The following is a 13,829-nucleotide window of genomic DNA, read 5'->3' as shown; positions in this document are numbered from 1 at the left end:
CCTCGGTCAGACGCGGCGGCGGCCCTTCACACGCGGCGGCGGATGGCGGCCAGCGGCAGAGCCGCGATCACTAAGAGCGCCGACGCCGGCTCGGGCACGCCCGCAACCGCGGCCGCTGCCGGCGGAGCTTCGGGGGCGCCGTAGGCGGCGCGCCAAATCTCGTAGTCGGCGCCGTCGACCATGAAGTTGTGGTTGGCGTCGGCCGCCGGGTGGGCGAACTCGTCGCCCACGGCCCCTAGCGAGTCGCGCCAGATGGTGTAGTCGGCCGCGTTGACGTAGCCGTCGCCGTTGTAGTCGCCGGTCAGGTAGTTCGGCCCGCCGATGTTCGTCAGCAGCCGCGTGCCGTAGGGCACGTCCTTGTTCGATTCGAGGCTGCCCTGCGATTCGCCCGGCTGCGTTGGCGGGGTGTCCGTGCTGCCGCTGGCCAGCAAGCCGTGGTCGCCGGTGTACGACTGCCGGTAGTCCACCGGCGCGCCGTCGGGGAGCTGCCCCGCGGTCAGCCTGCCCGAGCCCGGGTTGTCGGTCAGGTTCGAGATGTGCCAATCGTCGTTGGTCTGCCCGGTCGAGTTCCCCCAGCGGCCCAGGTACTCGATCTCGTAGCCGACGCCGACGTACACCGCGTCGGGCTCGATGTTGGGCTGGATCTCCTTGATGCCGCCGTCGAAGAACACGAGCTCGCCCGGCTCCTCGCGGCCAAAGTTGATCGGTGCGTACGAGCGGCCGTAGACGGTCTCAAGCGGCTCGAAGTACCCGATCGCGTCGAGGATCTCCCAGCCCTCCTGGCCGTTGGGGTTGTCGAGGCCGTCGTTGCCCTCGTCGAGGTCCAGGCCGATTGTTGGAACGGGCCCGGTGTTCTTGCGGATGAGCATGGCGGTGAAACCGCCGTTCTCCAGGCTGCCCTCACCGCCCTCGTCCTCCGCGCCGATGGTGCTGGTGGCGCCCGACCCGTACCCGGGTCCCGCGCCCGTGTTGACGAGGTCGGTCGCGCCGGGGACCACCGAGTAGCGGCTCGGCCCCGAGTCGCCGGCGCCGCCGAGCAGGTTGCCGGCTTGGCGGAACACCAGAAAGCCGTTGGAACCCAGCGAGTAGCCGTCGAGCGTGAAGATGTTCTCGACCAGGCCGGCCGGCCCGGTGTTGTCGCCGTTGTCTTCGTTCTCGACGAAGATCAGGTAGTGATCGTCGAGCGGCATGCCGGGGGCGCCGCGGAGCTCGATGAACTCGTCCCGCTGCTCAACGCCGTCGCCGCCCGGATCGAAGAAGATCTCGTTGATGTACAGTTCCGCACGCAGCATCGGCGTAACCAGGACGGCGGTCAGCAGGGCCGCCAGGTGCAGGGCGCGAGGGGGCATACAGGCTCCGGGTGGGGATCGCGGTGTAGGAGGCAGCGGGAGGGATTCGCGGGAGACGCGACAGCGTGACAACCTATTGTGAAAACCGTGCGGAGACTCCGTGAAGAAGCCGTTAAGGCGCCCCAACATCGATTGCACGCTTAAAGCGCGATCCTTATATCTTTAGGTTCACCACGGATCGCGCACCGCGACCGTCCCTACGCTAGCGCACCCGCCCTCCAGGAATCCCCTCCGTGCGCCGTCAATCGAACGCCCCTACCCCGGTCCGGCACGCCCGGACCTGCGCCCAGCCAGGGCGGAATCTTCACAATGGCTTCACTCTTGTCGAGCTGCTGGTGGTGATCGCCATCATCGGCGTGCTGATCGCGTTGCTGCTGCCGGCCGTGCAGTCGGCCCGCGAGGCTGCGCGGCGGACCGCGTGCGCCGCCAACCTCAAGCAGGTGACCCTCGCGCTGCTCAATGCACACGACGTCGAAGGCGCCTTCCCTAAGGGCGCGTACACCGCCAGCCCGGCCGACTTGGCGGCCGCCGGCAACTCCAACCTCTACACGCCGGAAGACGGACTCGGCTGGGCGTCGAAGATCCTGCCGCAGCTCGAAGAGCAGGCCGCGCACGACCAGCTGGTCAACAACGGCATCCCGGATCTGGACGGCAACCCCTGGCAGCCGTTCTTCTTCGTCAAGGCGCTGCTGGCCGGCGTCCAGCAGCCGATCCGCGGCGGCGACGCCATCGTGCCGGTGTTCCTCTGCCCGTCGGTCGACCTGCCCGAGCGGAAGCCCGAGGGGTCGTACTTCGGCAGCGGATCGAGCGCGCTCACCACGGCCGGGCTGGGGACCTCGCACTACAAGGGCTCGCGCGGATTCTGCGACCGCGGCATGTTCCTCCGCACGGAAGAGGCGCTCAGCTCCGGCGGCTGCACCGCCGACTACAACGGCGACGGCGTGCCCGAGTCGATCGAGAAGACCCCCTTCCGCCGCGTGAAGATCGCCAATGTGCTGGACGGCACCAGCAAGACCATCGCCATCGGCGAGGCGGCCTACTTCCCCGACCGCAAGAGCTTCCCGATCTGGCTCGGCACGGACATCGAGGACGGCGCCGTGCTGTTCAAGACGCTCGAAGCGATCAACTGCAACGCGGGCGGCGTCCGCAGCTTCCCGATGACCGACTCCGACCGCGCGCGGCTGCCCGGCGGCAGCGCCACGGACGACTGCGCGTTCAGCTGGCACCAGGGCGGCGCCTTCTTCGGGTTCGTCGACGGCTCGGTGCACTTCCTGACCGAGGACACCGACCTGCGGATCTTCTGGCTCCTAGGCGACCGGATGGATGGAGAAGTGTTTAGTGATCTGTAGAGCAATCGCGTGCACCCTGGCCGCTGTGGCGCTGGCCGCCACGGCGGGTTGCGGCTCGTCCGACTACGACGTCGCGCCCGTTACCGGGACGGTGCTGCTGAACGGCGAGCCGTTCCCCCAGGGCAAGGTCATGTTCGCCCCGGCCGCCGCCGACGGCGGCATCAAGGCCGGCAAGCCCGGCTTTGGCGACCTGCAGTCGGACGGCCGGTTTGTCATCAGCACCTACGGCAACCAGGACGGCGCCGTTGTCGCAGAGCACACGGTCACGGTAATCAACACCGAGCCGAAGTCGGACGCCGGCCGCCGATTCGCCGCGAACCGGGTCTCGCTCCCGAGTCGCGTGCGCGTCGAACCGGGCAAGGCGAACGATTTCACGGTTGAGCTTACGTCCGAAATGATCAAGAAGTACGGCATGCGGATCGACTGAGCGGCCGATCCTTCCGGCCACTTTGAGCGCACCGACAACCAACGAGAAAAGGCCGCCCGGAATGATCCCGGGCGGCCTTCTTCTTTGGTCAGTAGCAGTCGCGTGGCTGCGCCTCTAGCGGCGCCGCGTGGCCAGCACGCCACAGGCGGCCAGGGCCGAGAGCAGCACGGCCGTGGGCTCGGGCACCGCGGGGCCAACTGAGGCGACCGCGTACTGCGACGCGTCGTTCGCGAGGGCCGACTCCAGCGAACCGGCGGCGTCGCCGACGGTGCTAAACGCGGCGAGATCCACGTTGTAGGACTGCCCGCCGGTCGCGTTGGCATCCGGGTACTGCTCGAAGTCGATGATGTCGCCGATCCCGGCGGGGGCGCCCATCGACAGGAAGAGCGTCACGCCGTCGCCGCCCTGGCCGAGGCCCGAGCCGTCGTACAGGCCGATCTGCGGCAGGATCACGTTGGCCCACACCGACTCGAATTCGGCCGAAGACGCCGGGTCGTTGTAGAAGATCACCGACTCGCCCGGGGCGATGCTGGTGACGCCGGTTAGCGGAACCGCGTCCACAACGTCCATCGAGACGTCGTCGAAGTAGAGCTCGCCGTCGGCGGTGGTCCAGGCCACGTCGCCCTTGTTGGTCACCTCGAACCAGTCTTCGTGGAGGTTGGAGCCGGGCTCGTTGCCGGGCCAGATCTCGGTGATCTGCAGGTTGAACTGGGCGTTAGCGGTCGCGGCTGCGAGCGCGAGCGCGGCGCACAAGCAGGACTGGGTCGCCTTCATGAGTCGGTCTCCTCAAAGTCGTGGGGGGCGAGAGTCGCCTGGGTGGATTCGCGGCCGCCGGGGCGCCGGCGGCATAGGTCGGAACGCAGAAAGTAGCGTTCGACTTTGAAGGCCGCGTGAAGAAACCGTGAGAAACCGTGAGAAACCGGCGCTGACGAGGCGCACCACCACCCCAACCCGCTACGGCTTGGCCGCGGAGCAACGGATTGAGTCCGAGCTGAAACCGCGGGGCGCAGGGCGCCCGCCTTCATGAAGAATTAACCGGGGCATCACGCTGCTGTGGCCCCGGGACACGCGCCCGACGGCGCGGTTATCGCTTGGGCGTCACCAGCTCGCGCACGGCGTCGTTCCAGATGGCGTAGCCGTCTGCGGTCATGTGCAGGCGGTCGTCGCGGAACAACTCCGGGCGGGGCTTCCCATCGGGGCCCAGCATCGCGGGCCAGACGTCGACGTAACGCATCCGCGGCTCGTCGCCGCAGGCCGCCTTGATCCGGGCGTTCAGCGCGTGGTACTGGTCGACCTTCTTCCACCGCGACGGGCTCGGCTTGGCCGGGATCACGGCGATGGTCGCCTCGGGCAGCTCGGACAGCAGCCGCTCGGTCACGGTGGTGAAGTCGCCCATGATCTGGTCGGTCGACTTGCCGCCGGCGATGTCGTTGTCCCCGGAATACAGGATCACCAGCCGCGGGCGGTGCTTGAGGACCAAGAGCTCGGCGTGCCGCACGATGTCGCTGTACTGCGAGCCGCCAAAGCCACGGTTGAGGATCGGCGGGTCCAAGTCGGGGAACGCCTTCTCGACCTCCCACAGCCGGGCGCTGCTGCTGCCCGTGAGCACGATGCCGCCCTGCGGATAGGGGCGCCGCTCGTCTTGCCGGGCAAACTTCTCCATGGCCTCCGCCCAGCGGTCGGCCTTCGCGTCGGACTGCGGCTGGGTCTGGGCCTGCGCCAGCAGCGCAGGCATCCAGGCGGTGGTGGCTAGCAGCAAGAGGGCGGCGCGTTGGATTGTGAAGCTTCTCACTGCTGTACAAGTGTCCTACAATACGCGGTTCGGCCCGCCACGGCTGGCGCGCCGCCCGCTGCGACCACAAAACCGGCCCGCGGGCCGGATACTAACGAATGCCTGCCTCTGACATCATCATTCGCGGCGCCCGGGAGCACAACCTCCGGGAGGTCGACGTGCGCCTGCCCCGCAACCAGCTGGTCTGCCTGACCGGCGTTTCGGGTAGCGGCAAGAGCTCCCTGGCCTTCGACACGCTGTTCGCCGAGGGCCAGCGTCGGTACGTCGAGAGCCTGTCGACGTTCGCGCGGCAGTTCCTGGGCCAGATGTCCAAGCCGGACGTCGACCACATCAGCGGGCTGAGCCCGTCGATCTCGATCTCGCAGAAGTCCTCGGGCAACAACCCGCGGTCGACGGTCGGCACGATCACCGAGATCTACGACTTCCTGCGCGTGCTGTACGCGCGTGTCGGCACGGGGCACTGCCCGTCGTGCGGCAACGCGATCGCCGCCCAGACGCGGGAAGAGATCATCGGCCGCATCATGCTGCTGGAGCCGAAGACCCGCTTCTCCGTGCTCGCGCCGGTGGCCCGCCGGCAGAAGGGCGAGTTCCGCGACCTGTTCGAGGACCTGTTGAAACGCGGCTTCGTCCGCGCGCGGGTGGACGGGCAGGTGGTGCAGCTGTCGGACAACCAGTCGCTCGACCGGCAGATGCGGCACAACATCGAGGTGGTGATCGACCGGCTGGTGGCCGGCCCGTCGATCCGCGGGCGCCTGGGCGAGGCGGTCGACTCCGCGCTGCAGATCGGCAAGGGCGACCTGATCATCGCCGTCGATCAGCCCGAAGAGTCGGGCGACGCCAAGCCCGCCGCCCCCAAACGCAAGCGCAAGGCAGCCGCGTCGACCGTGCCGGGCGACATCGCCATCAGCGCGCACTTCGCCTGCACCGACTGCGGCATCAGCTTCGCCCCGCCGAGCCCGCAGCTGTTCAGCTTCAACAGCCCGCAGGGCATGTGCGAGACCTGCGACGGCCTGGGCGAGTTCTACTCGTTCGACCCGAAGAAGCTGGTCGCCGAGCCGGAGAAGTCGTTCGCCAAGGGCGCCATCGAGCTGGTCGGGACCTGGAAGGACCTGGGCCGCTGGAAGCGGCACATCTACCAGGGCGTGGCCGACACCATGGAGCGGCTGCTCGAGCTCGAAGAAGGGACGCTCCTCGAGACCCCCTGGGGCGAGCTCACCGAAGAGCAGCAGAACATCTGGCTGTGGGGAACCGGCGACACGCACATCACGTTCACCTGGCGGGCCGGGCGGTCGTCGCAGAAGTACGGCGGCGAGTTCGACGGCGTCATCCCCCAGCTGCTGGAGAAGTACGGCTCGAGCCAGAGCAAGTCGCAGATCGCCAAGTACGAGAAGTACATGCGGATCATCGACTGCCCCGACTGCGACGGCGAGCGGCTCAACCCGCAGGCCCGGGCGGTCAGGCTCGAAACCGCCGACGGCGCCTTCGCCGACAAGCCGAAGCTCAGCCTGCCGGAGGTCTGCCGGCTGCCGATCAGCGACGCGCAGCAGTTCTTCAGCGGGCTCAGCCTGACCGACGCGCAGCAGTACATCGCCCAGGAGGTGCTCAAGGAGATCCGCGGCCGGCTGGGCTTCCTGACCAACGTCGGGCTGGAGTACCTGTCGCTCGACCGCACCGCGCCGACCCTCTCAGGCGGCGAGTCGCAGCGGATCCGGCTGGCCGGCCAGGTGGGCTGCGGCCTGGTGGGCGTGCTCTACATCCTCGACGAGCCCTCCATCGGCCTGCACCCCCGCGACAACGACCGCCTGCTCGGCACGCTCCGCCAGCTCCGCGACATGGGCAACACGGTGGTCGTGGTCGAGCACGACGAAGACACCATGCGGGCGGCGGACCTGCTGATCGACTTCGGCCCCGGCCCCGGCGTGCGCGGCGGCGAGGTGGTCGCCGTCGGCGACGCCGACCAGGTGTCGAAGGTCAAGGAGAGCCAGACCGGCGCGTTCCTCGGCGGGCGGCGCAAGATCGAGGTGCCGAAGCAGCGGCGGATTTCCGATGGCGGCTTACGGATCGCGGATTCGCAGGAGGCTGAATCCCAGCCGCCAGCATCCTCCGATCCGCAAACCGAGGTCAAGCAGCTCCGCGTCATCGGCGCCCGGCACAACAACCTGAAGAACATCGACGTCGAGATCCCGCTCGGCGCGTTTGTCTGCATCACCGGCGCTTCGGGGTCGGGAAAGAGCTCGCTGGTCAACGACATCCTGATGGAGGCCCTCCGCCGCGACCTGATGAACGGCAAGGGCGAGCCGGGCGACCACGACCGGATCGAGGGGCTGGAGCACCTGGACAAGGTGATCTCCATCGACCAGACCCCCATCGGCCGCACGCCGCGGTCCAACCCGGGCACCTACATCAAGGTGTTCGACGACATCCGCAACCTGTTTGCGCAGCTGCCCGAGTCGAAACGCCGCGGCTACAAGCCCGGCCGGTTCAGCTTCAACGTGGCGGCGGGACGCTGCCAGGCGTGCGAGGGCAACGGCAGCAACAAGCTGGAGATGGACTTCCTAGCGGACGTGTGGGTCACCTGCCCCGTGTGCAACGGCCACCGCTTCAACCGCGAGACGCTGCAGGTCGAGTACAAGGGCGCCAGCATCGCCGACGTGCTGGAGATGGACCTTCAGCAGGCGCTCGCGCACTTCGACGCCATCCCGCAGATCAACCACAAGCTGCGCACCCTGCACGACGTGGGGCTCGACTACCTGAAGGTCGGCCAGCCCTCGCCGACGCTCTCCGGCGGCGAGGCCCAACGCATCAAGCTCGCCCGCGAGCTGGTCAAGAAGTCGACCGGCAAGACGCTCTACATGCTGGACGAGCCGACCACCGGCCTGCACTTCGCCGACATCGAGATGCTGCTCAAGGTGCTGCACAACTTCGTGGAGCTGGGCAACACGGTGGTGGTGATCGAGCACAACCTGGACGTCATCAAGACGGCCGACTGGGTCATCGACATCGGCCCGGACGGCGGCGCCGGCGGCGGCCGCATCGTCGCGGCCGGCACGCCCGAACACATCGTGACCGGCCGGACCAAGTCCAAGTCGCCCACCGCCCAGGCGCTCGCGCCGCTGCTGGAGGGCTCACCCAACGGGCACGCCAAGAAGGAGCGCCGCAAGCCGGTCAAGCAGGCCAAGCACATCGAGGTCCGCGGCGCGCGGCAGCACAACCTCCGCGGCGTGGATCTGAAGATCCCCCGCGAAGAGATGACCGTGTTCTGCGGGCCGTCGGGCAGCGGCAAGAGCAGCCTGGCGATGGACACCATCTACGCCGAGGGCCAGCGGCGCTACGTGGAGAGCCTGTCGAGCTACGCGCGGCAGTTTGTCGGCCAGATGCAGAAGCCGGCGCTGGAGCACATCGAGGGCCTGTCGCCGGCGATCGCCATCGAGCAGCGCAGCACCGGCCACACGCCGCGGTCCACGGTCGGCACGGTCACGGAGATCTACGACTACCTGCGCGTGCTGTACGCGCGGCTCGGCCAGCTCCACTGCCCCGAGTGCGACCTGCCGGTCGGCACGCAGACGTCCGACCAGATTGTCGACAAGCTGCTCACCGACCCCGAGGGAACCAAGCTGTTCCTGACCGCGCCGGTCGAGGTGGGCGTGGGCGAGTCCTACCCCGACCTGTGGAAGAAGCTGCAGGAGGAGGGCTACCTGCGGGTCCGCGTCGACGGCCGCATCCACCTGCTGGACGAGGCGCCCAAGATCGACCGCCGCAAGCACCACGACGTGTCGGTCGTGGTCGACCGACTGAGCATCCAGCAGAAGTCCCGCGCCCGCATCGCCGAAGCCGTGGAGAGCGCGCTCAGCCTTGGCCACGGCGTGCTGCAGGCGGTGTACCCTGACGACAACCAGCCGGAGCCGCGCTGGCAGACCAAGACGCACAGCCAGCACCTGGCGTGCGAGGGCTGCGGCCGCAGCTTCGACCCGCTCACCCCGCACAACTTCTCGTTCAACAGCACGCTGGGCTGGTGCCCGTCGTGCGAGGGCCTCGGCACGCAGACCGGCGCCGACCCGGCCGCTCTGCTCCGCGACCCGGAGCTGACCCTCGAACGCGGCGCGCTGCTCGTCTGGCCCGACGTCAGCAACGAGCTGTCGGTCGCCATGCTCCGCGCCCTGAGCCACCACACGGGCGTGCCCCTCGACACGCCCTACGAGCGGCTCAGCGCCAAGCAGCGGCGCGTGGTGCTGTACGGGACCGGCGAGGAGTGGATCACAATCGAAAGCGGAAAGGCGAAAGGCGAAAGCGGTGGCTTCGCTGGGCTCTCATTCCAGTTCAAGGGGCTCTACCCGGCGCTGGAGGAGGCCTCGCGGCTCTCGTCACGCCTGCGCACGCAGCTCGAGCACCTGGTGGCCGAGATCGAGTGCAGCGAGTGCGGCGGCAGCCGCCTGCGCGACGACGCGTCCGCCGCGCGGTTCCGCGACCAGACCATCGAGCAGGTCTGCCGCACGCCGCTGGGCGAGCTGATCGAGGAGGTCCGCTCCTGGAAACTCGACGCGCGGGAGACGAAGATCGCAGGCGAGCTGGTCCGCGAGATCGAGAACCGGCTGACGTTCCTGGTGGAGGTCGGGCTCGAATACCTCACCGTAGGCCGCGCGGCGCCCACGCTCTCCGGCGGCGAGTCGCAGCGGATCCGCCTGGCGAGCCAGGTCGGCAGCGGGCTGGTTGGCGTGCTGTACGTGCTGGACGAGCCGACCATCGGCCTGCACCCCCGCGACAACACCCGCCTGATCGGCGCGCTGCACAAGCTCCGTGACCTCGGCAACACGCTGCTGATCGTCGAGCACGACAAAGAGGTGGTCGAGAGCGCCGACGGCATCGTCGACTTCGGCCCCGCGGCGGGGCGGTTCGGCGGCGAGATCGTCGCGCAGGGCGCGCCGCAGGCGGTGGCCAAGAAGCGTAAGAGCGTCACGGGCCCCTACCTCAGCGGCAAGAAGAGCATCCCCATCCCGTCGAACCGACGGATCGACCCGAAGGCGGAAGCCAAGGGCGCCAAGGGCAAGCAGAAGGCGAAGCGGGCGGAATCCGCCCTGCCCCTTCCGCCCTCCCCCTTCCTCGAGATCGTGGGCGCCCGGCACAACAACCTGAAGCACGTCGACGCCCAGATCCCGCTGGGCGCGTTCGTGGCGGTGACCGGCGTGTCGGGGTCGGGCAAGAGCTCGCTGATCAACGAGATCCTGTACAACCAGCTCGCCCGCACGCTGCACCGGGCGGGCACGGTGGCCGGCGCGCACGACGACATCCGCGGCGTGCAGAACATCAACAAGGTGATCCGCGTCGACCAGACGCCGCTGGGCAACTCGCCGTCGTCCAACCCGGCCACCTACACCGGCGCGTTCGACCTGATCCGCCAGCTGTTCGCGCAGCTGCCCGACGCCAAGCTGCGGGGCTACTCGGCGCGGCAGTTCAGCTTCAACGTGGCCGGCGGCCGCTGCGACGCGTGCGAGGGCGCCGGCGAGGTCTGCGTCGAGATGCACTTCCTGCCCGACGTGTGGGTCAAGTGCGAGACCTGCCACGGCCACCGCTACAACCCCGACACGCTGGCCGTGAAGTACCGCGGCCGCAGCATCGCCGACGTGCTCGAGATGTCCTGCGGCGAGGCGCTGAAGCTGTTCGACAACATCCCCAAGGTCCGCCGCGTGCTGCAGACCCTCTGCGACGTGGGCCTGGACTACGTGACCCTCGGCCAGAGCGCCCCCACGCTGTCTGGCGGCGAGGCCCAACGCGTCAAGCTGGCCGCCGAGCTCGCCCGCCCCGACACCGGCCAGACGCTCTACCTGCTGGACGAGCCCACCACCGGCCTGCACTTCGACGACCTCGCCAAGCTGCTGGACGTGCTCAACCGGCTGGTCGATCTCGGCAACACGGTGGTGGTGATCGAGCACAACCTGGACGTCATCAAGACGGCCGACTGGATCATCGACGTCGGCCCCGAGGCCGGCAAGCACGGCGGGCAGATCGTGGCCTGCGGCACGCCGGAGATGGTGGTCGAGCAGGGCGCGGCGAAGAAGGCCGAGGGCGTCCCCTCGCACACGGCCGAGGCGCTCGGGCCGATCCTGGCCGAGGGCCCCTACAAGAAGCGCAAGGCGTTCAACCAGGCGGCGTTTGACAAGCAGCAGGCCGGCGACCTCGACCTGGACGACGTGGGCAAGGATGTCGCGATGCCGTGGGAGGAGGACGGCCGCGCCTGGCACTGCGAGAACCGCGTGTCGCAGTCCGGCGACGCCGTCATGTGGGACGGCCAGATCCTGGACCGCGTGGAACGCTACATCACCGACCTGGGCGACGAGCTCGGCATCGACTGGTCGCCCACCAATTGGAATCACCGCTCGGTGGTCGAGATCACCGGCGAGAAGAAGTCCGCCGGCTGGTTCCTGCACGCGCTGACCTCCAACCGCTGGCTCCTGAACCTCAAGTTCCGCACCGCCAAGAAGACCTTCCAGCGCGACCAGCTGACCGTGGACCTCGACCTCAAGCCGCTCAACGAGCTGGAGGAGATCCCCGCGTACGGCGCCGGCCCCCGCGTGAAGTGCAAGAACCTCCGCGGCCCCTGGCAGGAGGTGCAGGTGCACGCCCACAGCCTAGAGGAGATTGACACGCCCGCCTTCTGGGCGTTTGTGAAGAAGGCGGCCGAGGGCTTCAAGGCGTTCACCGAGCGGAGCTCCGCCGACCCCGACGCCATCATGCCCTGGAAGGTGATGGGCCAGAAGTGGCACCTCGCGCGCAAGGGCTTCCCGCCGGGCAAGAAGCCGAAGTGGTCTACCGAGCTGCTCGAGGAGGTGTTCGAGATGCTGGAGGAGGCCACGCCCAAGGGCCAGTTCCTGTGGAACAACAAGGTGCTGGTGCACCGCATGGCCAACGGCAAGCCAGACCCCTGGGCGACCGTAGTTACCAAGCGGCTGGCCAACGTCGAGCTGGCGCTCAACGGCCCCAAGGGCGCGTTCCAGCTGGGCCGGGTCACGGACCTGGGCGTCGAGCAGGAGCTGACCACCGACCACGACGAACGCGACACGGTCCGCCTCCGCTTCGTCGAGCCCGACGACCTGCAGCGCGGCGACCTCGAGGGCTTCTTGCGGGAGCACCTCGAGGCGTGCCAGCGGGCCTAGTTGGCGGCGCGACGGTCTCGCGACAACCGAGGGCGGCGGAACCACAGCAGCGTCAGCACGCCCCCTATCAAGCCGGCCGCGCCCGGCTCGGGCACGCGGGCCGCCTGCAGCACAGGGGCCGCGTCGGCGAGGCTGTCCCGCCACACCGTGTAGTCGGCCGCATCGACCCGGCCGTTTCGGTCGCCGTCGGCGTGCGGGGGCTCGGCCGAGCCGTACAGCAGCCGCCAGCGCTCGTAGTCGGCGGCGGTGACGATGCCGTCAAGGTCGTAGTCGCCCGCGACGCCGGTCACGTGCTGCCTGAGCGTGAAGCGGGCCATCCCGTCGATCACCCCATCTGCCGCATCGGACACCACCGCGCCGATGCTCCACCTGCCCGTGTCCGCGTCCAGAACCCCACCAAGCAGGCCCTCCAAGACCAACGGAGCAGAGGGATCGTCGACGCCCGCCGCCGCGTCATTGAGCGTCGGCGGCAGCACGCTGTCCAGGCCGAGGAACGCGAGCGACGCGCGGTCGTCCGACAGCGAGAACCCATCCCCGAGGCCGGTCCCCAGCATGAGCCCGAACGCGTCGGCGTGCATGCCCTGGCCAAACCGGAACGCGCTGTTGATTGCGATCACCGACGAGCCCTCGATCGGGGTCTCGACGCTGATTTCGATGTCGATCGGCCGGTTGGGCAGGATGATGGTTTCGTCGATAAACAACGTGTCCAAGCCGCCGGTCGCGTAGGGGTCGTCCTCCTTGACGCCCGCCACGCTGTCCAGCCGCGCGGCGCCGTGAACGGCGGCGTCGCCCATGAGCGGATCGAACAGCAGGTCGCCCATCGCTGGGTTCGGAAACTGTCGCAACGCCCTGGCCTTGAACGGCTCCACTTCTGCGGCGGCCTTCTCGGGCGGAAGCGGCGGCTGGTTCGCGAGCGACAATCCCGAGCTGTAGACGTACCCGTAGGTGTCGATGTTGTGGAACGAGTTGCCCGGCAGCACGACCGTCAGTGGTTCGACTCCCCCGAACGACGTCTGACGCAGGTCCCCCTCGCCGGAGACGAGCGGCATCGCCCCCTCCAGGAGCACCTCGCCGGTGGTCTCGTTCATCACAAGGTACGAGAACCTGGCGGCGGCGGCGTCCAATTCCTCCGGGTTGCCCCACGCGAACGCCTGCAGGAAGCCCGCGAATTGGGTGCTCAGGTCGACCGTGACCTTGTGGGACAGGGGGAACCCGGGTCCGCGGCCCGAGTAGTTGCCCAACCGGACGCGTTGCTTGCCCTCGGCCCAGATCTCGAGCTCGGCCTTGTCGCCTGGGAGTGCATCCGCCCTGCCCTGCGCCCGCAGCGACATCGCTTTGTAGTGGGGCGTGGCCTTGGCCTCGTGCACGCCGATCCGTGTATTGCCGATATTTTCTCCCGTGCCGACCTTCGGCTGCGACCCGGGCGCGGCGTTGGGGTGGGGGAAGCTGCGGGAAAAGCCGAACGTGTTGTGGATAACGTCCGTTTCCACCTGCGTGCCGATCTCCATCATCGCATCGAACTCGGCCCACGCGCCTGCGCGACCCGACACGATGCCTAGCGAGAGAACCGCGACGCCAACCGGGACGATGAGCGTACGTACCATGCTTCCACTCCCCTAGCCTGAGAAAAGAAAGGGCGCCCGGCGCTACCTGCGCCAGCGTGCAGATTGCATATCACCGAATCTGCCCGCGGCCCGACACGGCGGCGGACGGCGGCTAGGAAACCACGGGCCTGCGAACCTCGCCTGGCGGGCGCGTGTCCTC

At 68.6% G+C, this 13,829-nt stretch carries 7 protein-coding genes; 3 read left to right on the top strand and 4 right to left on the bottom strand.

What is annotated here, in order from left to right:
- Window positions 1–26 precede the first annotated feature (26 nt).
- Entirely contained in the window at window positions 27–1,349 is a 1,323-nt protein-coding gene (locus KOR34_RS20575) for a hypothetical protein (RefSeq protein WP_146567750.1), read from the bottom strand.
- Window positions 1,350–1,678: 329 nt separating this feature from the next.
- Here KOR34_RS20575 and KOR34_RS20570 point away from each other — a divergent pair, with 329 nt between their 5' ends.
- Window positions 1,679–2,698 (top strand): DUF1559 family PulG-like putative transporter, encoded by a 1,020-nt coding sequence (locus KOR34_RS20570; RefSeq protein ID WP_449301099.1) that lies wholly within the window; start codon window positions 1,679–1,681, stop codon window positions 2,696–2,698.
- Window positions 2,688–3,125, top strand: coding sequence for a hypothetical protein (locus KOR34_RS20565; RefSeq protein ID WP_146567746.1), 438 nt, complete (start codon window positions 2,688–2,690; stop codon window positions 3,123–3,125). The genes KOR34_RS20570 and KOR34_RS20565 overlap by 11 nt, the downstream gene beginning before the upstream one ends.
- A 114-nt stretch (window positions 3,126–3,239) precedes the next feature.
- Here KOR34_RS20565 and KOR34_RS20560 read toward each other — a convergent pair whose 3' ends face one another.
- Both KOR34_RS20560 and KOR34_RS20555 read right to left on the bottom strand, forming a co-directional pair.
- Window positions 3,240–3,899 carry a PEP-CTERM sorting domain-containing protein gene (locus KOR34_RS20560; RefSeq protein ID WP_146567744.1) on the bottom strand — a complete coding sequence of 220 codons (660 nt, stop codon included), beginning with the start codon at window positions 3,897–3,899 and terminating at the stop codon, window positions 3,240–3,242.
- A 310-nt stretch (window positions 3,900–4,209) separates the two neighbouring features.
- On the bottom strand, window positions 4,210–4,917 hold the full coding sequence (locus KOR34_RS20555; RefSeq protein ID WP_146567743.1) for a GDSL-type esterase/lipase family protein: 708 nt from the start codon (window positions 4,915–4,917) through the stop codon (window positions 4,210–4,212).
- A 98-nt stretch (window positions 4,918–5,015) separates the two neighbouring features.
- Here KOR34_RS20555 and uvrA point away from each other — a divergent pair, with 98 nt between their 5' ends.
- On the top strand, window positions 5,016–12,065 hold the full coding sequence (uvrA, locus tag KOR34_RS20550; protein ID WP_146567741.1) for an excinuclease ABC subunit UvrA: 7,050 nt from the start codon (window positions 5,016–5,018) through the stop codon (window positions 12,063–12,065).
- Here uvrA and KOR34_RS20545 read toward each other — a convergent pair.
- Complete coding sequence (locus tag KOR34_RS20545; RefSeq protein ID WP_146567739.1) at window positions 12,062–13,669, bottom strand: hypothetical protein; 1,608 nt, start codon at window positions 13,667–13,669, stop codon at window positions 12,062–12,064. The genes uvrA and KOR34_RS20545 overlap by 4 nt on opposite strands.
- Window positions 13,670–13,829 lie beyond the last annotated feature (160 nt).

The organism is Posidoniimonas corsicana (assembly GCF_007859765.1).
Taxonomy (GTDB): domain Bacteria; phylum Planctomycetota; class Planctomycetia; order Pirellulales; family Lacipirellulaceae; genus Posidoniimonas; species Posidoniimonas corsicana.
This window is presented reverse-complemented; position numbering and strand designations above follow the sequence as displayed.